This window comes from Bartonella bennetti (assembly GCF_045945445.1).
Lineage (GTDB): Bacteria > Pseudomonadota > Alphaproteobacteria > Rhizobiales > Rhizobiaceae > Bartonella.
Map to the genome: position 1 here is coordinate 1,177,675 of NZ_CP174576.1, position 22,121 is coordinate 1,199,795.

At 34.7% G+C, this 22,121-nt stretch carries 20 protein-coding genes and 1 tRNA gene; 6 read left to right on the forward strand and 15 right to left on the reverse strand.

Features of this window, described 5'->3' with window-relative positions; translation table 11 throughout:
* Positions 1–381 precede the first annotated feature (381 nt).
* The gene (locus ACJTDF_RS05240) at positions 382–1,197 is read left to right on the forward strand and encodes a TrmH family RNA methyltransferase (protein ID WP_407965264.1); all 816 of its coding nucleotides are present in this window, start codon (positions 382–384) and stop codon (positions 1,195–1,197) included.
* 49 nt (positions 1,198–1,246) lie between these two features.
* On the opposite strand, the gene mnmA is transcribed toward ACJTDF_RS05240, so the two are convergent.
* Complete coding sequence (gene mnmA, locus ACJTDF_RS05245; RefSeq protein ID WP_407965265.1) at positions 1,247–2,476, reverse strand: tRNA 2-thiouridine(34) synthase MnmA; 1,230 nt, start codon at positions 2,474–2,476, stop codon at positions 1,247–1,249.
* Between the two features lie 310 nt (positions 2,477–2,786).
* On the opposite strand from mnmA, the gene ACJTDF_RS05250 reads away from it, so the two are divergent.
* A complete protein-coding gene (locus ACJTDF_RS05250) occupies positions 2,787–3,062 on the forward strand; it encodes a DUF1153 domain-containing protein (RefSeq protein WP_407965266.1) in 276 nt (91 codons plus the stop codon).
* A gap of 114 nt (positions 3,063–3,176) precedes the next feature.
* On the opposite strand, the gene ACJTDF_RS05255 is transcribed toward ACJTDF_RS05250, so the two are convergent.
* Complete coding sequence (locus ACJTDF_RS05255) at positions 3,177–3,563, reverse strand: flagellar export protein FliJ (protein WP_407965267.1); 387 nt, start codon at positions 3,561–3,563, stop codon at positions 3,177–3,179.
* Between the two features lie 466 nt (positions 3,564–4,029).
* On the opposite strand from ACJTDF_RS05255, the gene ctrA reads away from it, so the two are divergent.
* Positions 4,030–4,731, forward strand: coding sequence for a response regulator transcription factor CtrA (gene ctrA / locus ACJTDF_RS05260; RefSeq protein WP_407965268.1), 702 nt, complete (start codon positions 4,030–4,032; stop codon positions 4,729–4,731).
* Positions 4,732–4,881: 150 nt separating this feature from the next.
* On the opposite strand, the gene chpT is transcribed toward ctrA, so the two are convergent.
* Positions 4,882–5,520 carry a histidine phosphotransferase ChpT gene (chpT, locus tag ACJTDF_RS05265; RefSeq protein ID WP_407965269.1) on the reverse strand — a complete coding sequence of 213 codons (639 nt, stop codon included), beginning with the start codon at positions 5,518–5,520 and terminating at the stop codon, positions 4,882–4,884.
* A 212-nt stretch (positions 5,521–5,732) separates the two neighbouring features.
* On the opposite strand from chpT, the gene ACJTDF_RS05270 reads away from it, so the two are divergent.
* Both ACJTDF_RS05270 and ACJTDF_RS05275 read left to right on the forward strand, forming a co-directional pair.
* Entirely contained in the window at positions 5,733–6,329 is a 597-nt protein-coding gene (locus ACJTDF_RS05270; protein ID WP_407965270.1) for a DUF1134 domain-containing protein, read from the forward strand.
* Between the two features lie 23 nt (positions 6,330–6,352).
* Positions 6,353–7,015, forward strand: a complete 663-nt coding sequence (locus ACJTDF_RS05275) for a hypothetical protein (protein ID WP_407965271.1) — start codon at positions 6,353–6,355, stop codon at positions 7,013–7,015.
* A 484-nt stretch (positions 7,016–7,499) separates the two neighbouring features.
* Here ACJTDF_RS05275 and ACJTDF_RS05280 read toward each other — a convergent pair whose 3' ends face one another.
* Positions 7,500–8,618, reverse strand: a complete 1,119-nt coding sequence (locus tag ACJTDF_RS05280; protein WP_407965272.1) for a DegT/DnrJ/EryC1/StrS family aminotransferase — start codon at positions 8,616–8,618, stop codon at positions 7,500–7,502.
* A 47-nt stretch (positions 8,619–8,665) separates the two neighbouring features.
* On the reverse strand, positions 8,666–9,622 hold the full coding sequence (locus ACJTDF_RS05285; protein ID WP_407965273.1) for a Gfo/Idh/MocA family protein: 957 nt from the start codon (positions 9,620–9,622) through the stop codon (positions 8,666–8,668).
* A 168-nt stretch (positions 9,623–9,790) separates the two neighbouring features.
* Here ACJTDF_RS05285 and ACJTDF_RS05290 point away from each other — a divergent pair.
* A tRNA-Met gene (locus ACJTDF_RS05290) sits at positions 9,791–9,864 on the forward strand.
* A gap of 483 nt (positions 9,865–10,347) precedes the next feature.
* Here ACJTDF_RS05290 and ACJTDF_RS05295 read toward each other — a convergent pair.
* From ACJTDF_RS05295 to ACJTDF_RS05340, 10 genes are all read right to left on the reverse strand, one after another.
* Positions 10,348–11,133 carry an ABC transporter ATP-binding protein gene (locus ACJTDF_RS05295; protein ID WP_407965274.1) on the reverse strand — a complete coding sequence of 262 codons (786 nt, stop codon included), beginning with the start codon at positions 11,131–11,133 and terminating at the stop codon, positions 10,348–10,350.
* A gap of 1 nt (position 11,134) precedes the next feature.
* Positions 11,135–12,004: an ABC transporter ATP-binding protein gene (locus tag ACJTDF_RS05300; protein ID WP_407965275.1), complete on the reverse strand. Its 870-nt coding sequence runs from the start codon at positions 12,002–12,004 to the stop codon at positions 11,135–11,137.
* A complete protein-coding gene (locus ACJTDF_RS05305) occupies positions 11,997–12,914 on the reverse strand; it encodes an ABC transporter permease (RefSeq protein WP_407965276.1) in 918 nt (305 codons plus the stop codon). Before ACJTDF_RS05305 ends, ACJTDF_RS05300 begins: the two co-directional genes overlap by 8 nt.
* A 3-nt stretch (positions 12,915–12,917) precedes the next feature.
* Positions 12,918–13,994, reverse strand: a complete 1,077-nt coding sequence (locus ACJTDF_RS05310; RefSeq protein ID WP_407965277.1) for an ABC transporter permease — start codon at positions 13,992–13,994, stop codon at positions 12,918–12,920.
* Positions 13,995–14,084: 90 nt separating this feature from the next.
* Complete coding sequence (locus ACJTDF_RS05315; protein WP_407965278.1) at positions 14,085–15,734, reverse strand: ABC transporter substrate-binding protein; 1,650 nt, start codon at positions 15,732–15,734, stop codon at positions 14,085–14,087.
* Between the two features lie 154 nt (positions 15,735–15,888).
* Entirely contained in the window at positions 15,889–17,508 is a 1,620-nt protein-coding gene (locus tag ACJTDF_RS05320; RefSeq protein ID WP_407965279.1) for an ABC transporter substrate-binding protein, read from the reverse strand.
* A gap of 359 nt (positions 17,509–17,867) precedes the next feature.
* Positions 17,868–18,458: a DNA-3-methyladenine glycosylase I gene (locus ACJTDF_RS05325; protein WP_407965280.1), complete on the reverse strand. Its 591-nt coding sequence runs from the start codon at positions 18,456–18,458 to the stop codon at positions 17,868–17,870.
* A gap of 14 nt (positions 18,459–18,472) precedes the next feature.
* Positions 18,473–19,900, reverse strand: a complete 1,428-nt coding sequence (gene xseA, locus ACJTDF_RS05330) for an exodeoxyribonuclease VII large subunit (RefSeq protein ID WP_407965281.1) — start codon at positions 19,898–19,900, stop codon at positions 18,473–18,475.
* Between the two features lie 354 nt (positions 19,901–20,254).
* Positions 20,255–21,055 carry a TIGR02186 family protein gene (locus tag ACJTDF_RS05335; RefSeq protein WP_407965282.1) on the reverse strand — a complete coding sequence of 267 codons (801 nt, stop codon included), beginning with the start codon at positions 21,053–21,055 and terminating at the stop codon, positions 20,255–20,257.
* Positions 21,056–21,057: 2 nt separating this feature from the next.
* Positions 21,058–21,978 (reverse strand): sulfite exporter TauE/SafE family protein, encoded by a 921-nt coding sequence (locus ACJTDF_RS05340; protein ID WP_407965283.1) that lies wholly within the window; start codon positions 21,976–21,978, stop codon positions 21,058–21,060.
* Between the last annotated feature and the right edge of the window lie 143 nt (positions 21,979–22,121).

A 22,121-nucleotide genomic window follows, 5' to 3' on the forward strand; every position in this document is an offset into this window, starting at 1 on the left:
GATTATAATGAGCGACAATATTTTCAATCATATATTTTATAATATTTTCAATATATCTTCCAAAACTCTCTGAAAACAAGAAGAAATATAAGAAAAGAAGTTCTATAAACATCTCTTAATATAAAACCTTATATAAAAAAAAAGAACCTGGGCATTGGGAACCCAGGTTCTTTTCCCTTTTAAATAGGGGTTTACAGGCTTAGGAAATAGCGGGGACCTAAGGTCCTGTACCCGATATGAAAACAATATATTTGCCGCATTCGGTACGCGCTGTATATACTGTTAGTTGTATTTTGTCAATAAAAATTCTACTTTAAAGTTTAAAAATAATGTTTTTATCTCCACCTGGTGATTTTAAAAAAATAATGTTAAAGATTCTATATGACTCTGAATATCACTACAATTCACGAAGCGGATGATCCACGTTTAGAAGCTTACCGTAATATTCGTGAAAAAGATCTCGTTGGACAACAGCATCAATTTGTTGCTGAAGGAAAAGTGATATTATTATCATTGCTGCGCTCAAAAGAATTTTCTACCTTATCATTGCTTGTTGTTGCAGCACGCCTTCTAAGTATTATGCCCATTTTAAAAGAAACAAAACCAACATGCCCTATTTATTGTGTTCCGCAAAAAATCATGGATGATATTGCTGGTTTTCATGTTCATCGTGGTATGCTTGGCATTGGGGAACGTAAAAAACTGCCATTATTAAAAGAGTTTTTACAAAATCTTCCCGAAAAAGCTTTGATTTCAGTTTTATGTGGCATCTCTAATCATGATAATATGGGAGCTATTTTTCGTAATGCAGCTGCTTTTGCTAGTACTGGTATTATCATTGATAAAACTTCATGTGATCCTCTTTACAGAAAATCAATCAGAGTTTCTGCTGGCGCAGCTCTGAACGTACCCTATACACAAGGAGATGATATTGATAGCATTGTAACAGCTTTAAGTAATGCGAATTTTCATCTTTACGCGCTTTCCCCTTCTGCCTCCCGTTATCTTAAAGATGCAAAAGCAACAAAACACACAGCACTTATTTTTGGAACAGAAGGCAATGGTTTGCCAGCACATATTCTACAAAAATCAGAGACCTTGCGGATTCCTATGGCTTATGGATTTGATAGCATTAACGTTGCCACAGCATCAGGTCTTGCCCTGGCACATTTTGCTGATTTTGATAAACTGAATTAAGATATTAACATTTCAAATTATCAAATGATATTCTGTTTATCTTATACATTTATTTACGTACAAAAGCCGTTTCATCTCTGAAAAAGGGAGAAGTTTTCATTTTCAAATTGCATAAAATTTTCTTCAACATTTTTTCAGTGTCAGCTGCACGTTCTGCACATGTAATAAATCCACCTCCAAGAACACGTGCTTCATGACTACTATCATTATAAAGAACGCAAGCTTGACCCGGTGCGACACCACTCTCACTCTCCAATAAATCCACAAAAAATAATCCTTCTTTATAATGTAAACGCGCTGAGCGTGGAGGGCACGTCGAACGAACCTTTACTGCGACATCAATACCATCAAGAGGAAAATCATCTAACTGTTCATCACCAAGCCAATTCACATCACGTAAAAAAAGTTTACGTGTTTCTAACATCTCACGCGGGCCGACAATAACGCACGCATTTTCTACATCAAGATAAATTACGTAAAGTGCTTCACCAGTTGCAACACCAATTCCACGACGCTGGCCAACAGTATAATTAACAATTCCTGAATGTTCTCCCAAAATCTGTCCATCAATATGCACAATAACTCCAGGATTTGCAGCCTCTGGACGTAACTTTGTAATAACGTCAGAATATTTTCCTTGTGGAACGAAACAAATATCCTGGCTATCATGTTTATTGGCAACAACTAAACCCATTTCGGTTGCTATTTCACGCACATGCTCTTTTGAAAGATCACCTAATGGAAAGCGTAAATAATCGATTTGCTCTTGCGTCGTAGCAAACAAAAAATAACTCTGATCACGATCAGCATCAAGAGAACGAAATAACGCCCGATGCGCCCCATGCAGACGACTACGAATATAATGACCTGTTGCTAAAGCATCTGCACCCAACTCATACGCAGTTGTTAACAAATCAGCAAATTTAACAGTTTGATTGCAAGCAACACATGGAATGGGTGTTTCTCCATGCGCATAGCTTTCTGCAAAAGGATTAATCACAGCCTCGCGAAATCGTTCTTCATAATCAAGAATATAATGAGGCACGCCCAAAGTTTCTGCTACACGACGCGCATCTTCAATATCTTGTCCTGCACAGCAGGCACCTACACGATGTGTTGCAGCACCGTGATCATATAACTGCAACGTGATCCCCACTACATCATAACCTTCTTTTTTTAAGAGGCCTGCAACAACTGACGAATCAACTCCACCAGACATCGCAACAACAATACGAGAATTTTCAGGATGCCCTGGCAAATCAAGACTATTCAAACACATACATTTACTCTCTATTTTTTAAATGCCTGCTCAATATTATGCATTATGCTTCATTTATATTATTTTTTTGTCTTTCCTACAACTAACGAGTGATATCAGATTGTCACAGAAGGAGTTTAAATTCAAAAGCAATCAATTAGAATAAAGATTCTTTCATCAAAAATGACTATAAAGATTATAGCATATTGTTTTATTTATAATACCTACAACTGATTTTATTAATTTTCTCTTTTAACAAGTTTAGTTCTTTTTTAAAACTCATGTATTATATTAAGGCATCTAACTCTTGAATATTACAGTAGAAAATATAATGACTGATTTGATAAAACCACAAATGAAATATGTTATTGGCCCGGATGGAAATCCACTAACAATCACTGACTTACCACCCACAACAACAAAACGTTGGGTTATCCGTCGTAAAGCTGAAGTTGTTGCAGCTGTGAGAGGTGGATTATTAAGTCTGGATGAAGCGTGTCAACGTTATACTTTAACCGTAGAAGAATTTCTTTCATGGCAAAGTTCGATTGATGAGCACGGTTTGGCTGGATTACGGACAACTAAAACTCAACAATATAGGCATTAAGTAATAATGTCGGTTCAAAATTTTATTTCAAAATAAGCCAAGCTTAAAAAGCTTGGCTTATTTTTTCCTTCAGCATATAAAATTTAAAGATCTATACAGAATCGTTAGTTTTAACTATCCAACCATCGAGTGGAGTTCAGGAAAAGTGTGATGATCATCTGTTGCTGTCCTATCACCATTCTTTTCAAGCATTTGCGCACGTTGAAGCTCTGTATCAATTTCTTTTAAGGTAATTTTAGCATTTGTTTTCTGCAACTTTAAATCACGAATCGAATCTGTAAGATTATCACGCCTCTGTCGTGCTGCACGAGCAAAAGCTGAATAAGCGAAATGATGAATGTCATTATTTCCAGATCTACGCTCTTCACTAACAATTTGCTCTTCAAGTTCTAATACTATTCGTTCAAATTCTGTAATCATCATCTCAAGCTGTGCAATTTCACGGCGCTTCTCTCGCACTTGAAACATCTTTAATTGCACCATATTCTGTCGCGATTTCATACCTAAATACTCCTTAACTATACCAAAACTCAAATTAGCGCTCACATATACCCTCTATACTCTCATTTTCACTATTTTCATTGAAAACAAAAAGTAGTTTTTAATTTAAATTTCTTTAGCATTTTTAAAATACTCGGAACAGAGCCTTAGTTTTAAAAGCACTAACTATTCTTTCACATCATGCTCTTACTAAATCAAAGAGACTTAAATCTCGGTAAATAAATGTAAAAATTTTAAAATAATTTCATTAACCTCTTTCAAAAATAAAAATATTTTGTTAACCACTATCTAAGATAGTGGGGGAAACAGCGGCAATTGTTACGCGTACTGCTGAATTATTTATCAGGACTTCAGTATTAGGTATCTGATTTTATGAATTATTTTTTTTATGAACAGTAATTTTACTAACTGTTATGAAATAAAAAAAGCTCCTCTTGATTCGGGAGGAGCTAGATGAGGGAATGAAATGCGCGTATTATTAATTGAAGATGATAAAACAACCACTAAAAGCATCGAATTGATGCTAAAATCAGAAAACTTTAATGTTTACATTACTGATCTAGGTGAAGAAGGTATCGATCTAGGTAAGCTCTATGATTACGATATCATTTTGCTTGATCTGAATCTTCCTGATATGTCAGGCTATGATGTCTTACGAACCTTAAGACTAGAAAAAATAAAGACTCCCGTGCTCATTCTTTCTGGTATGGGAGATATTAAAGATAAAGTCCGTGGTTTTGGCTTTGGCGCTGATGATTACATGACTAAACCTTTCCATAAAGATGAATTAATTGCGCGTATTCATGCTGTTGTACGCCGCTCTAAAGGGCATGCACAATCAGTTATCACTACTGGCGATCTTACTATTAATCTTGATGCTAAAACAGTTGAAGTTGCAGGTCATCCTGTTCATCTCACAGGAAAAGAATACCAAATGCTCGAACTTCTATCTCTACGCAAAGGTACTACACTAACCAAAGAAATGTTTCTCAATCATCTCTATGGTGGCATGGACGAACCTGAACTCAAAATTATTGATGTCTTTATCTGCAAACTACGGAAAAAGCTAGATGCAGTATCTTCTGGCGTCAATTATATCGATACAGTTTGGGGACGTGGCTACGTATTACGTGATCCAATTAAAGAAAACATACGAAAAACTGCTTAAGTGATAAGACTTATAACTATTAAAATCTCGGATATCAGATGCTGAGATTTTTTTTGTTGTCTATCAAGAAAAATCCTATAATTATCATTGATCAAGCAGTATCTCAGCTGTCTTATTTTAATTTTAGTATAGTGAAAAATTTTATTCTATTCAGAATTTCTTTATACTTTCTAAAATAATGCAATCACTGGTTTCATGTATGCTTATTTTCATAGCTGTTATCTCAGCAAGTAATACCGTATAATATAATTGAGCAACACGTGCATCAATTAGCTCTTCCGGCATTGTTCCGTTATATAATTCAATAAAATGAGAAGGAACACGTAATATTTTACCACGAATTTCGAAGCGAAACAAACGTTGATCTGTATTTTGTAAAATTACAACACCTATTTCACCACCTTGAGCAACCGTTGCATTTGCAATCAATAATAAATTTAACAAAAGTTTAACTTCATCTTTTGGTAGAAGAAAAGAAGCTGCTTGCCACTTCAAAACTGCTTTTTCTTCTTTCATATATTGTTGAGACACCTGTTCAGCAAAACTCGTATCTATTTTGCCCTCTGTCCCTCCTATAGATCCAAAAGCCATCCGCGCAAATTGTAAGCGTGCAGAAGCATTTGCAACAGATAGACGCACCAATTGCAAAACATCTTCATCAGCATTTCCTTCATCATAAAGTTCCATAGCATTTTGAATAGCACCAATAGGAGAAATTAAATCGTGACAAATACGACTACAAAGCAAAGCAGCCAGATCAGTCGACTTCAAAGAAACAGCTAACGTCATATTTATTATAGCTCCTCAATTCTGAATTTTTTCAACTGCGACTTTTAACACCTAATGCGTGTACAGAAATTTAACAATCACATTAAAATCTTCTTTTTAGAAATAAATTTAAGAATTTAAATAACTTTATGCCTTATTTTCTATTTACTGGATAAATATTATAATTCTATCCTCTTGTGTATAATTAATAAAAATTAAAAGAGACAAATCCCATGACACACTCTCCTTTATCACGTTGGTATATGAATATTGTATTCTTTACATCCCTTTTATTCATAATAACAAATATCGCGAATGCCCAACTCCCACCAATAGAAGAGAATGATCAAAATTTCTCATTGCAAGAAATTATTGCTTCCGGTCATAATTTTTTTGGTAAAACAGCAGGGAGCATAGCCACTGCAATTGAAAATATTTTTTCACGATATGGACATCCAAATGCTTATATTTTAGGAGAAGAAGCATCTGGAGCTTTTTTTGCTGGATTAACTTATGGTGAAGGAAAAATCTTCACAAAAAATTATGGCCAACGTAAAATTTTTTGGCAAGGTCCATCTTTAGGATGGGATTTTGGCGGTCAAGGATCCCGCTTAATGATCTTAGTATATGATCTTGATAAGATAAATAATTTATGGGGACGCTATGGAGGTATTTCGGGTTCGGCCTATTTAATTGCAGGAGTTGGTTTTCATGTTCTTAAAAGAAACAATACTCTGTTAATTCCGATACGCACAGGCGTTGGCGCACGCCTTGGCATCAATATGGGATATTTAAAATTAACACGCGCGCCAACATGGAACCCATTTTAAAACTGTTACTGAAAAGAGGCATTATGTTTATCCAATCAATTCTTTTTTTCATTCTCGGAATTGCAACCATTTCTTGGTTGTTAGTTCTTATTTCCCCTCTCATTTGGCGTAAAATTCTTCATTTTGCATACCAGTCTGTTTCTGCAAAAATTCCGTTATCACTTATTGAAGTACAAGCAAATCACAACTTTCTTTGTGCTCAGCATGCTGTAGAGTTAGCACGTCATACACAAAGATATGATTCTCTACAAAAGAAATATGCTCAACTAAAAATACAACTTAGTCCCCAACAAGAACAGCTTTGCCCTTCATATTTTTCTGAGCAGTGTACTCCCCTTCTCTCTACTAAAACAGAAACAGTAGAGAAAGAAAACAATATTCTTGCAAAAAATACTTTTATAAAGGAAATTAAAGCTATGCACGAGAAAATAGCAGATTATAAAAAACGTCTAAAAAATATTCAAATCGATGAGCTTGATACTGCTGCTAAAGATCAATTATTGCATGAATTATGTAAAGAAACAAAAGAATTAGCAGCCACATTAGCGGCTCATATCGCCGTGAAAGAAGGTAAAAACTCATCTATTAATAAATTAACTAAAGACTCTAAAAACAAAAACGATCTTGCATCTTATATTCGCAAAAAAGTTGCTAATACTGACAAAGCTCCCCTCTCTGAAAATTAAATCATAGCTAAATAATAAAAGATATCCTTGATAAGCCGGTGACTGAAAGATCAACGACTTAACATAATTGATTAATATAAATGCCATGAAAACTTTGTCATGATGAGCTCGCACTATCAATAATAGCCAATTTGCAAATGATAAACTCTTATTATTCAAGTTTTATCTGCAAAACAGTGTATTTCTTTTATAATTTTTTCTTGTTTTAAATTTTTTTTGCAACCCTTCAGAATATACAATGTTATCAAAATATTAGAAATAATAATAAGATGTTTATGTTTCTCTTCATACTGGCATAGATATTTGCGGTTTCTTTTTCTATAAATAGTACTATATCTCTCACTTCCATAATCCGCTTGATATCAGCCTCATAAGTGGAAGCATGTATAAAATCATTAATAGATATGAAAAACGATATAGGCTAAATTAATCAAGACCTTATAATATATCACATTATATAAATAGAGCGATTCTTCTACAGATTTTACGCACTATAAAAATCTCTTATACATTGAATAATTTTATCTTGATCACTTTGAGATAAATAAGGATGCATAGGTAAACTTAAGACACAACTTCCCAAATATTCAGAAATAGAAAGAGAATCTTTTACATAGGAGAAATTTTTATAAGCTGGTTGTAAATGTAATGGAGTATTATAATAAATCATTGTAGGAACACTATTTTTTTGTAAATATGCTTTTAACTGATCACGATTTTTTACCTTAATAGTGTATTGTGCATAAACACAACGAATATTTTCTTTCACTTCTGGAACTGCCACAATATCTTTTAAATTCTCAGAATAACGTTGTGCAATTGCTGCACGTTTTTCTATCTCATCTTCAAAAATAACAAGCTTTTCTAACAAAATTGCAGCTTGAATTGTATCTAATCGTGAATTTATACCAATACGTACATTGTCATATTGCGTTTTACCTTTACCATGAAACAGTATTGAACGTAAAAGGGCTGCCATATCATCATCATTGGTCATCATAGCGCCCCCATCACCATAACACCCTAAAGGTTTTGCTGGATAAAAACTAGTTGCTGCAACGTCACCAAAAGCCCCACACATAACATTGCCACTTTTACCACCTATCGCTTGAGCAGTATCTTCAATAACAAAAAGATTTTCCTTTTTAGCCACTAGAGAAATTTGATCATAATCAGCAGGAAGTCCAAATAAATCAACAGCAATAATAGCCTTTGGTTTAAGACGTCCCTCTTGTTTAACCATTTCGATTGCTTCACAAAGTTTATCAACATCAATATTGAATGTATCAGATTTTACATCAACAAACACAGGCTCTGCTCCCACCAAAGCCGCAACTTCTGCAGTTGCAGAAAAAGTAAAGCTAGGACAAAAGACAGCATCACCTGGACCAATATTTTTAGCCATAAGAGGCATCATCAATGCATCTGTTCCATTAGCACAAGCAATAACATGTTTAACACCAAGATAGTCTGCTAACTTCTCTTCAAACTCTGTTACTTTCGGTCCTAAAATATACTGACCACTAGCTATAACATGCGCAATTGCAGCATTAATTTTATCTTCGATGCGCGCATGCTGCGCTCCAAGGTCAATGAATTGCATATTAACTCCATTGATAATCACAACAATATGAAAGTATACTTTATTTTTTATCCATAATGATCGGTACTAGCTGCAGTTAAAACTTTCAAAATAGCGATAGCATCTTTTCCATTTGTACGAGGCGATTGGCGTGTCTCAATACAATTTAGAAAATGCTGCAATTCGTAGGTAAGCGGTAAACCTTCACAAATATCAATATAATTTATCTTATCAGCCTTAGAAATCCATTTTTTATTCTCCTGCCAAACAGAAAAACGGTGAAATGCTAATTTGCGATTCCACGGTTCCATATCATCAAATACAAGCATAGCCTTTGTACCAACAACTGTTAAGCGCCTTTCACAATAAGGACTAAGACGTGAAGTAAAAAGGTGACTGCGTATACCATTTGGAAATATCATATGAACATGCGCAAAATCAGAAAGCTGGTTAATTACTGCAGATCCTTCTCCATGCACCTGAACAGGTTCACATTTTGTTAAAGCTAAAATCATTGAAAGATCATGGGGAGCAAGGTCCCATAAAGCACTACTTTGTGTATGAAATTTACCGAAGCCTAACCGATGAGAATAAATATAACGAATATCCCCTAATTCTTCTTGCTCTATTAACTCGCATAATTTTTCAAAGGCAGGGTGAAAACACAAAACATGACCTACCATAAAAACCCGCCCATATTCATTAGCAATCTGAACTTGAAGTTCAGCATCAGCTACATTCAAAGCAATTGGTTTTTCAACCAAAACATCCTTACCATTCTTAAGAGCCCGCAGTGCATTTTCTGTATGAAATTGTGGGGGTAAAGCTAAAACAAGCGCATCAATCTCTTTATGAGTAAAAAGCTTATCGGGTGTAATAGCTACAACACCATACCTACTTGCAAAATGCGCAGCACGATTGGAATCAGCATCAGAAACCGCTGCTAAAACTCCAAGATTTTGAAGGGTCTGTATATGATTTTTACCCCAATCACCGCACCCTAAAACCGCTACACGTGGCGCCATTTCTTATGCCTTATTCTGTCAATAATATAAAATTCATACTTTCACTCATTCCATATCCGGGATGAAACAGAATAACAAGAGAAAAGCTTAAAAACGATGCTTGACATCTCACTATTCTACCTTTTAGTATCCGCCGAAGATAAAATAACTTATAAGATTTATCTATTTGGCGGAGTAGCTCAGTAGGTTAGAGCAGAGGAATCATAATCCTTGTGTCGGGGGTTCGAATCCCTCCTCCGCTACCGATGTTTGTTTTATGACATTTTTTAGAAAATTTTTCATTATATAATTCTATTAATTCTACTGAATATTATGAATAACTTTTTATAATCAATGAATAAAAATCAAGAAGAAATATATAAATTCTTCTCAAAAAAAATTACTAAGAAAAATTCTATAACAATACTATCCTTTAATCACTCAAGGATTTAATGTAATTATATTGGAGAAAAGATAACGACAAAAATATAATCATAGAAAAATAAATCATTATTTTTCATTTTTTTGTTTTCAATTTTAATAAGAAAATTGTTAAAAGCAGTATCATCACAACAATAATACTAGTTGTTCAGAATTGATTGTTTAGATTTGTAATGAAGCCATGTGTAATCGTATACACAAAACATAACCTGATCATTAAAATTTTAACTTCTTACCCTATATTTTTTAAATACCGAGCTTTAGAAAGAGCTATCTAAAAAAGAAAGTTGGCCTCCTTATAATACTTATAATGTTCTCTCTTCTTTATGAACAATAGCCTCAATACTGGATTTAAAAAACATTTTTGTATAGTCATTTTTTGAGTGTAAGCGACGCAAATCGTTGTTGCTTAACTCTTCAATAATCATACCTTTGTGCATAATCCCAGCACGTTCACATATATGTGCAATAACAGCAAGATCATGAGAAACCATTAAATAAGTCAAGCCTTTTTCTTTTCGTAATGATTTTAATAAATTTAAAATTTCAGCCTGCACTGATACATCCAATGCAGATGTTGGTTCATCAAGTAACAAAACTGCTGGTTCAATAATCAAAGCACGAGCAAGAGCAACACGCTGACGTTGACCTCCAGATAACTCGTGTGGATAACGATAAAAAAATGAAGAACCTAAACCAACAGAATCCAAAACATCATTTATCCGTTCTTTTTTATTGTCCATGTTATGGATCGAAAGAGCTTCAGAAAGAGCAGTATAAATCATTTTTCTTGGATGAAGTGATGCATAAGGATCTTGAAAGACCATTTGAATACGACGTAGAAAAGCCTTATCTTTTTTCTGCGATACTTCTTTTCCATCAAAAATGAAACGTCCACTAGAACAGGGAACCAATCCAACTAATGCATTTAAAATAGTTGATTTACCGCACCCCGATTCACCAATCAAACCATAAGCTTCACCACGTTTAATATAAAAATTGACATTTTTTACAACCGGCGCTGCTCGATAACTACGTCCAAAAGTCACAGATAAATCAGAAACGTCAACAATATTTTCATAATTGGTCATACTAACCTCTTTCAACACCATTAACAATCGTAGGTCCATGTAACCAACTAGGATCCCGCTCAGGAACAGCTAAAACATCAACTGGATTATCAAGCCGTGGCAAACTTGCCAACAAAGCTTTTGTGTAAGGATGGCATGCACGAGACAAATCAGATGCTGATAATTCTTCCAATATACGACCAGCATACATTACCAAAACGCGATCACAAAAATTAGCAATCATATTCAAATCATGACTAATGAAAATAAGTCCCATTCCAAATTTTGTTACAAGCTCATCCAATACCATTAAAACTTGAGATCTAACTGTGATATCAAGTGCAGATGTTGGCTCATCAGCAATAATTAAATCAGGCTTTGAAATAAGCATCATAGCAATCATAACCCGCTGTCCCATTCCACCTGATATTTCATGAGGAAATAATCGCATAACATGTTCAGGATTACGAATATGAACAGATTCTAACATAGAAATTGTCTGTTCCCATGCATCCATTTTTGAAACACGATAATGAACACGGTAAGCTTCTATGATCTGATCCCCAATTCGTATTAACGGATTAAGTGAATATTTTGGATCTTGTAAAATCATTGCAATACGTTTTCCCCGAATAGTACGCATCTGAGATTCATTCGCAGATAATAAGTCTATATCATCAAAACGCATTTTTTTAGCTTTAACGATTGCTGACTTCGGATTTAGTTTTAAAATCGCACGTCCAGTGATTGATTTTCCGGATCCAGATTCTCCAACAATTCCAATTTTTTCTTTCCCAGCAGAAAAGCTAATACCACGCACAACATCTGAAATGCCACCTGTTATAGGAAATGAAATGCGTAAATCTTCTATCTCTAATAATTTTTTATCCATTGCGCGGATCCAATATATCACGAAGTCCATCGCCCAAAAGATTAAAAGCAAGACTTGTAAGCAATATTGCACAACCAGGAACTGCTGCCAACCACCAACTTGTCATCATAAATTCACGACCAGTTGAAAGCATAGCCCCCCATTCAGGACTGGGTGGCTGAGCGCCTAATCCTAAAAAACCAAGACCTGCAGCCGTTAAAATAATCGCAGACATATTCAATGTTAATCGTACAATTACCGAGGGAATACACATCGGTGCAATATGGAATAGAATAATCCGACAAGAAGATGCTCCTTGTAGACGAACAGCAGAAACGTAATCAGATGAGCGTATTGTCAGAGTTTCAGCACGCGCTAAACGTGCAATTGGTGGCCATGCTGCAATTGAAATCGCAATTGCAGCATTTTCAATACCTGGTCCTAAAGCAGCTGAAAAAGCAAGTGCTAAAATCAAACTTGGAAAAGAAAGAAAAATATCAACAATACGCATCAAAATTGTATCAACCCATCCTCCTACATATCCAGCTGTCGTCCCTACAATAAGTCCTATAGGCGCCACAATAATCGTAGTTAGAAAAACAATATAAAGGGTAATACGCATACCAAAAATTAAGCGACTAAAAATATCACGTCCTAACTCATCTGTTCCAAAATAATGCGATGTAGATGGTGGAAGAAGTCGATGAGCAAGATCATTGCTTACAATATCATGAGTAGCAATCCAAGGTGCAAAAATCGCACACAAAATAACAAAAAAAATAATAACAAAACCCAATAAAGCAGAAATATTATGAAAAAATCTGATTACCGCATGATAAAATTTCTGTATATTCGCCTGAATAACTGACTGTGGAGCAGGCTCATTTAACCAATGCTTTAATTGTGATTTATTCTCGTGCAATATTGCCATAATTTAACGTGTCCTTGGATCGAAGATATTGTAAAGTAAATCAGAAAGTAAATTAATAACAATAAAGAAGCACCCTATAAGCAATGTACAGGCTACAACCGCATTCATATCACCTGCTAAAAGGGCATTAGTTAAATAACGTCCAAATCCAGGCCAAGCAAAAACAGTTTCTGTTAACACAGCACCTTCTAATAAAAAAGCATAAGAAAGTCCAACAACAGTAATAATTTGAACAGCAGCGTTGCGGAAAGCATGCTTCCAGACTGTTTGTCGCCATGATAATCCTTTAACACGTGCAGTAATAATATATTCTTGATTTAGTTGTTCAATCATAAATCCACGAGTCATACGACTAATATAAGCCATAGCACCAAAAGCTAGAATTAAAGCAGGCATAATAATATGGCTAAAAACGTTGCCAAAAGCCTCCCATTGCCCTTGCATTGCAGTATCCAAGAGAAAAAATCCCGTCTTAACTTCAAAAGAGTATTCATAAATAAAATCAATACGTCCTGGACCACTAATCCAATTGAGCTTAGCGTAAAATACCAATAATGCCATCAACCCAAGCCAAAAAGTTGGCGTTGAATAAACACACAATGTAAAAAGACGTACAAAATAATCAGTGGGTGAATTACGATACATTGCTGCAATGATACCCAATGGAATACCAAAGCTTGTACCAATAATAATAGCAACTGTTGCTAATTCCAGCGTTGGAGGAAATACATGCATGATATCTGCTAAAATAGGACGCCCTGAAATCAAAGAATCTCCAAAATCAAACAAAAAAATATTTTGAAGATAGGTCCAATATTGGATAATCAATGGCTTATCGAGGCCCAAGCGATAGAACATTTTATCATAAGCTTCTTGACTGATATTATCTCCAAGAATAGCAATAACAGGATCTAAAGGAAGAAGGCGACCAATAAAAAAAGTAATTGTTATTAAACCAATTAACGTAATAAATACCGAAATCAAAAGCTTAAAAATTTTTAAAAAAAAGATCCATATATAAAAACTTTTCTGATTTGGTAATACCGCTATATCCGTTTTTGACAATGATGAAGTTATCATAATATTTCCCTACCCACTTATGAGACATAAGTCTGGTGATATTTCCCGCCACACAGTCAAACAAATTTTAACCATACATCACATATGACTTCATTCATCATTTGATTGCATATATTTTTCAGCTTTATTATAATAAAGTCTGAAACTATTCCAGACCCATTTTTTCACTGCAGGTCCTATTCCAATAGTATAATATGTCTGGAATAAATAAGCCATAGGACCGTGATTTAAAATATAATTTTGTAGTTCCCGATACTGTTCAAAGCGTTTACTTTTATCTTCTTCGAATAAAGCATCCATCACCATCTTATTTGCCTTTGCATCATAATATCCAACCCGCCAAGCCAAATGCATATTATGCGGTTTAGTGAATGTTGGATCAGGGTTAAAAACATGATTCCATGAAGATGCATGTCCATCAGGATCAGCTGTATTCCAACTCATAATAGCAATATCATAATTTCCACCGCGAACGCGGCTTAATAATTGAGCTTGTGACATTTTTTCAATGGTAAGTTCAATGCCAATTTTATGTGCATTTTCTTGAATAATCTGCGCAACAGATGACATATAGGACAAACTGCCAATTAAAAGATTAGCCTTAAAGCCATTTACATGGCCCGCCTCATTAATTAACTGTTTTGCTTTTTTCAAATCCAACTTAAATGGCACACCCTCTTTTTCATCTAAAGCGCCTGGCACCCCCAAGGGCATATAACTTGCACGAGGGATAGCAATGCCTTTTAAAACAGTTTTACCAAGAATATCATAATCGACTAGATAACGAAATGCCAAACGTACTTTTTCATCGGCAAAAATTACATTCTTATTATTCAATGAAAGATAAACAGACTGTGGACGCAAAACACGATGAATTGCCAGAGGCCCTTCTTGTTTCTCAATATCCAATATATCCTCTGAAGAGAGATCACGGGATATATCTACAACACCCTTTTCCAAAAGAAATCTCTGACTCGTTGAGTCAGCTACATGAAATATTAAAATCCGCTCAATTTTTGGCTTTTCTCCCCAATAATGTTGCGCTGCCTGCAAAACAACCCGCTCTCCAGGAGACCAACGCACTAATTTATAGGGACCAACACAAGCTGAATGAGTAGCTAAGTATTTATTTCCCATATCATCATTAACAGCGTGCATTTCAAGTTTCTGCCGATCAAGCAAAGCAGAAGCATAAGACTGCCCAATTACAGTCAATATAAGACGCAGAGGATAAAGTTTATCAAATTGCATTTGTAAAGTTTTATCATCGAGAGCTTGAATATTTGTTTCAACATTATCTTTAGTAAATCCATAATCTTTTAAAGATTGAGCGTAACCCAATCCTAATTTAACAACCCGTTGCATTGACCAAGCAAGATCTTTTGCAGTAGCTAATCTTCCATCATCAAATTTTAAATCATCACGAAGATGAAAAATGATTTTTCTCCCATCATCTGAAACATCCCAAGATTTGGCCATGGCAGGCTGAATTTCTGTGAAGTTATGTGGATCATACTGTACCAATGCGCTGCAAATATTAGTTAATAATTCACTCGTTACTACTTCCACAGATTGTGCTGGATCAAAACTGGTAATCGAATCAATATTCCACGCCATCGTCAATGTATTTTTAGGTGATGCATGCAGCACTATTGGCATTAATCCACTAAAAAAAACAATTGATCCTAATAAAACATAAATTCTCTTAAATATTTTCTTATAGAGCCATTCTGTTTCCATTTTGTATTTTACTTCACCCTTTCAAATAAACCTCAATGATGACTTTTCAATTATAATACAGCACCTTATTCTTATTTTCTATGTATAGAGAAATATATTTTACTCCATTTCCCTAATTACTTGTTCTTTATATTTTACATAATCCAATATGCATTTACTTTTCAATTGCGTGATAGAAAATGCGCGGCGCACTATTCCAAAACCATTTTTTAATAGCAGGAGAGATGGCTACTACATTATATTTCTGATATAGAAAAGCATAAGGCCCTTTTTGCATAAATTCGTTTTGTAAATCAACATATCTTTGTACTCGTTTTGCTTCATCTTTTTCAAACAAAGCGTCTTGAACTTGTTGATTCATCTCTTCATCAAAATACCCATGTTGCCAACTAGGATAAGCTGTATTTTTAGCTTCAAACCGATTATCAGGGTTATAAACAATCCGTGAAGCTGTCGTATGAGGATCTAGAGATTCGCTATTCCATCCTAGTATAACTGTTTCAAAAGCACGTGCAGAAACTTTTGAAAAAAGCTGTGTTCCTGCAAGACGGTTAATTTTAAGACGGATACCAACCTTTGCTGCATTATCTTGAATGGCTTGAATAATCTGCAAAGAATTAGAAACCCCTATAAGAACACTTATTTCAAATCCATTTGGATACCCTGCTTCAGTTAAAAGCTGTTTAGCTTTCTTAAGATCAAGCTTAAAAGGCAATCCTTCTTTTTCATTTAAAGCACCTAAACTTCCAATAGGCATAAAACTAGCACGAGGAATACCAATACCCTTCAACACTGTTTTGCCAAGCCCTTCATAATCGATAAGATAACGCATAGCCAAACGCACTTTTTCGTGGGCTAAAATAGGATGTGTCATATTAAATCCCCAATAAAACATGCCTGGCTGTAATTTTTTTTCAATCCTAACATTTGTTTTTTCTGCAAGATCTTCTAAAATCTCTACTGTCAAATCACGTGCTACATCGATATCTTTTTTTTCTAGTAACAAACGTTGTATACTTGGCTCAGCAACATGACGAATCAGAACTTTTTTGAGCTTCGGTTTTTCTCCCCAATAATGAGGATTAGCACCCAACAACACTGCTTCCCCTGCACGCCATTTTATTAACTGATAGGGTCCAACACAAGCAGAATGAGTCGTTAGATATTGGCTTCCCATATCACCACCCTTCTCGTGTTTTATAATTGTTTCACGATCCAGTAAAAGAGCAACACGATTAGTGGCAATACTATTAAGAATGAGCTCTGCTGGATATGGTTTATCAAATTTCATCACAACAGTTTTTTCATCGAGCGCTTGAATAGCAGCATCAACTGTTTCTTCGGTAATACCATACTCTTTAAATGCTGCTGCACCTGCCATATCCAATTTAACAATCCGTTTCATACTCCAAATAAGATCACTAGCATTAGCAGATCGACCATCAGCAAACTTCAAATCATCGCGCAAATGAAAAGTAATTACTGTATTATTCTCGCCAGAAACATCCCAACTCTTTGCTAAACTAGGGATAATTTTAGTTGCATTATCGGGAGAAGAATCAACCAAACTAGAGCAAATATTGAGAATAATTTCATGACTATAAACATCATTTATTTGTGCTGGATCAAACGTCTTGATTGCATCAAGATTCCACGCCATTACGAACGTATCAACAGGTGTTTTCGCTAGTGTTTTTTGCCAAAAAATGTTCATAAACATAAGAATAGAAACAAAAAAACAGCTCGCTTTAAATACACTCTTTTTCACATTCATGGACTTTCCTTCCAGAATTTTATTATATAGATTAGCTACTTAAATTTAAATCAATGAATTCACATCAGAAAATTCCGATTAAAAGCTATTTAACTTTTAAAGACCAAACTAAAAAAAGCAAGCCCTCTTTGCATTTAAAGTTTTCAAAACTCTATAAAAATACAGAATACCAACCCCTCTAATCACTTTTCAAGACTAACACAATCACAAGACAACATACAACTCAATGCATTTTATTCATTAAAAAATAGATCTATCATTAAGATCTAATACACCCCGCATAAACAGCCAAATATTAGTTTCTCCATATTATTTCGTGTTATAAAAATTTTACAACAGTGCTTAAATATTTTGCAAATTTATCGACAAAAACATCCTTCAAGATGATCATTAACGATCCCTACCGCCTGCATAAAAGCGTAACAAGTAATAGGACCCACAAATGTCCAACCACGCTTTTTTAAATCTTTAGAAAGACGAATAGATGCAGGAGTTACAGAATTAGTTTTCCATATCTGAAAATCTGTCTTTTCATATCTTTCAGACTGTAGTGACTGAAAAGACCAAAAATAACGAGATAAACTGTTCCATTCTGCTATAATTTCCTGGGCTCTAAGAGCATTATTGACAACCGATCTAATCTTACCTGGATGGCGAATAATACCCTTATCTTGCATCAATATTTCTATTTTTTCTTCATCATACTGTGCAATCTTTTCAAAATCAAAATAATCAAAAGCATGATAAAAATTGGATATTTTTCTTAAAACTGTTAACCAAGAAAGCCCTGCTTGAAAACCTTCAAGACATATTTGTGCAAACAAACAACGATCATCAAAAACAGGTTTGCCCCATATATCATCATGATAAGCGCAATAAAGTGGATCAGTCCCTGCCCACGAACAACGAATTTTTCCATCCTCCCCCATAAGAAGACCTTCATCAAGCATGAACATTCACCATATCAAAAAAGCGTTCCTTGACCATCTTTCTGCCGCTTTAATCGCTTAGAGTTTGGCAAATTTTTAGAAACGGAATTACAGGTTGAAACATTAATTTCACCATCAAAAAATCGTAAGCTTATCTCTCCTGTTCTAGGAAGCTGCACTAATCGTTTAATTGGTTCATTTTTTTGCCCTAAAGCTAAAACAAAACCACGCTCTAAAATACTTTGATAAGATGTACTTTTTAAAAGTCTAAATGCCATTTCTATTTGGACACGTTGTTTTTCAACATTACGTAAAAAAGCGTGATGAAGACGTACTGTATACTCTTTTGTATTTTGTTGGGCTTTTTTAGTATTCAATAAACGTGGGGAAAGCCGGATAACAAGTGTATAAAAACAAAAACGTTTTTTATCATAGTTAACACAGAGAGCACGTTGCAACCGGCTTGAAATTTCATCAAAGTGACGCCGCGGCGAAGCAAATAACTGATCAACAGTAGGAAGACCTCGTACAACAGCAGATAATTTTTGTTTATAAAAACTAAAATAACGCGCCGATCCCACAAAAAAGCGTAAATTAAGTGAGGCTAATTGCGTTTCAAGATCTAATTTAACTGGTACAGCTCTTTCTGCTGCTCCTGTAGGAGTGGGTGCTCGCCAATCTGCAACATAATCAATGAGTGTCCAATCTGTTTCATGTCCAACTGCAGAAATAATTGGAATAGCAGATGCACTAACGGCACGGACAACTGCTTCATCATTAAATCCCCATAAATCTTCTAAACTCCCCCCACCACGCGCCACAATAATAAGATCAGGTTTAGATAGAACCTTTCCTAAAGGCAATGCATTAAACCCGGCAATAGCAGCGGCAATTTCTTGACCACTGGTCTCTCCCTGAACTCGTACAGGCCAAACTAAAATATGTAAAGGAAAACGATCTGATATACGATGAATAATATCACGGATAACAGCTCCTGTTGGTGATGTCACGACTCCTATAATTCGAGGCATATAAGGCAATTTTTTCTTCTTCGCATCATCAAACAAGCCTTCATCTGCAAATTTTTTCTTACGATTTTCTAAAAGAGTCATCAAAGCGCCAACCCCTGTTGGCTCAAGAGTGTCAATAATAATTTGATATTTTGATGATCCCTGATAAGTTGTTAACTTACCTACAGCAACCACTTCCATTCCTTCCTCAGGAGGAAATTGGAGCTTTTCTATTACACCTCGCCAAATAACAGCTTCTAATCGAGCTTTATCGTCTTTTAAAGCAAAATAGGCATGTCCTGAAGCGTGTACACCGCGATAACCTGATATCTCCCCACGCACTCGTACATAACCAAACTTTTCTTCAACAATACGTTTTAAAGCTCCTGCTATTTCAGAAACACTAAACTCTGCCACATTTGTTGCTACTGATTTTTCAAGAAACAAATCCATCGTATTATTCAATTCGCTTATATTGATGATAGACTAAAGTGCAGTGATAAGATTACATATGTTGTCATTATTTTTTGTATATAGCACATCTTTTTGAAGAAAAACCTATTCACCTTATTTTAGAATAAAATAAACTTTTTAATCTTTACCGACAACGGGAATTATAATTTTTTTAAATCTCTTCCATATTATTTTAGCATCAATATCACATTCACTCTTATCGCATATAAATATTGATTTATTGAATAATTTCTCAGAAAAGGAAGTTTATATTTAAGCAGTACAACAATATTATTTTTCTTTTTTATAGAATCATTCAACAAAAAATTAAACGCCTTAGAGTTTTTCTTTATTCTAGTCTTTCCGAAAAGCAAAACGGCATAAAAATCCTGTAGCCATAGCAACAAAAACTGCAACTATTCCATACCAAAAACTATGTTTGCGCGCTTCATGAAAAATTGTATAGACAATATGTGCTTTAACAATTTCAAGAGTAGTTGTCGCACTACTTATATACTGCCCATCACGGAAAAGGTAAGCATTCACATGATAACGCCCAACAGGAATATTTGCAGGTAATTGAAAATGTGCTGTAAATAATGAACCAGAACCAAAATAAACACCACCCACTTCTTCATGATAGAGATTCTTAGCTTTCTGTAAATTTATCAACTCATTACGGAAACTTTGTATTTTTTCTTGATCTTTTTCATCAGTTGAAAGAAAAAAATAAGATAACCCTAAACCTAAACGTTTATAACTCTCAGCATCAGTGATATTATCAATTTCACGCGTCGTTGCCACTGAGTAAAATAGTGGAGCATTTTTAAAAGTTACGCAATCTGCATTAATCCATATTCCTGCCTTACGTTTCTTTTTTCGCACAATCATCGATCGAGTTTGCCCTTCTAAACTAACAATGACATCGTAACGATCTTGTCGACGAAATAACGGATTCATATTTTCTAAAACACCAGCAATATATAGATCATGACCAGAAAAATTTGCACCAACTGTGATCGTATTTGTTGTAACAATAATTTGAACAACTTCTTTCTCTCCTGATATAATTCCTTCACTGCCCTGTGCCTTTATAGAAAAAGAAACGACACAAAACCAGCTTGTCATGATAAATAAGAGGAATAATTTATCCATTATTATCTCATAAGAATAACAAGAGAAAAAAGATTATCAGGGCGTATAAATAATTGGAAAGCTAAACGCATACATACAATTATGACAAGAAACGCAAGTGCCAGACGTAATTGTTCTGCTTTTAACTTTTGTCCAGCCCTTACTCCGTATTGGGCTCCAATCGCTCCTCCAATTGTAAGTAAAAAAGCTAAAACAATATCAACTGACTGGTTACTAACACTTTGCAAAACAGTAGTAAAAGCTGATACAAACGTCATCTGAAAAAGTGAAGTTCCAACCACAACACTAGTTGGAACATGTAAAAGATAAATCAGTGCTGGCACCGTAATAAATCCCCCACCAACACCCATAATAGAGGATAACAGCCCCACAATAAAACCAATTCCTAAAACTGGAATAATACTTACACAAATCATCGATGTTTGAAAATAAACTTTAAACGGCAATCGATCGATCCAATTATAATAACTAGGAGGATGAGGAGTGATTTCTTTTTTTTTGTGCTGTCGCATCATAGCACATAGACTTTCAATCATCATCAAACTCCCAATACTTCCAAGAAGCAAGACATAAAGAAGTGAAATAATAAAGTCTAACTGCCCTACTTTCCTAAGAAGAGAAAAAACTTGAATACCGATAAAAGATCCAATTCCCCCTCCAATTACCAAAAGAATACCAAGTTTAATATCAAGAGTACGTTTTTTAAAATGCGTAATTGCTCCCGTTACAGATGACGCGATTACCTGATTAGCTCCTGTTCCAACAGCAATGGTAGGAGGGATATCATAGAAAATCAATAAAGGCGTAATTAAAAAACCACCACCAATTCCAAAAAGTCCTGAAAAAAAACCAACGACTGCCCCCATGCCAATTAAAATTAGCATACTCAATGACAATTCAGCAATTGGTAAATAAATACTCACTAATTCAAAATCTTCAAAAATTTAAGATTTGTTTTTAACTTCTTCTTTCAATATTCTTTATTTTTATAATATAACTTTAACATCGTGCCTATTTCCACCAAGCTATGAATTAATATTCATAACACATCTCTCATATCCTTTAA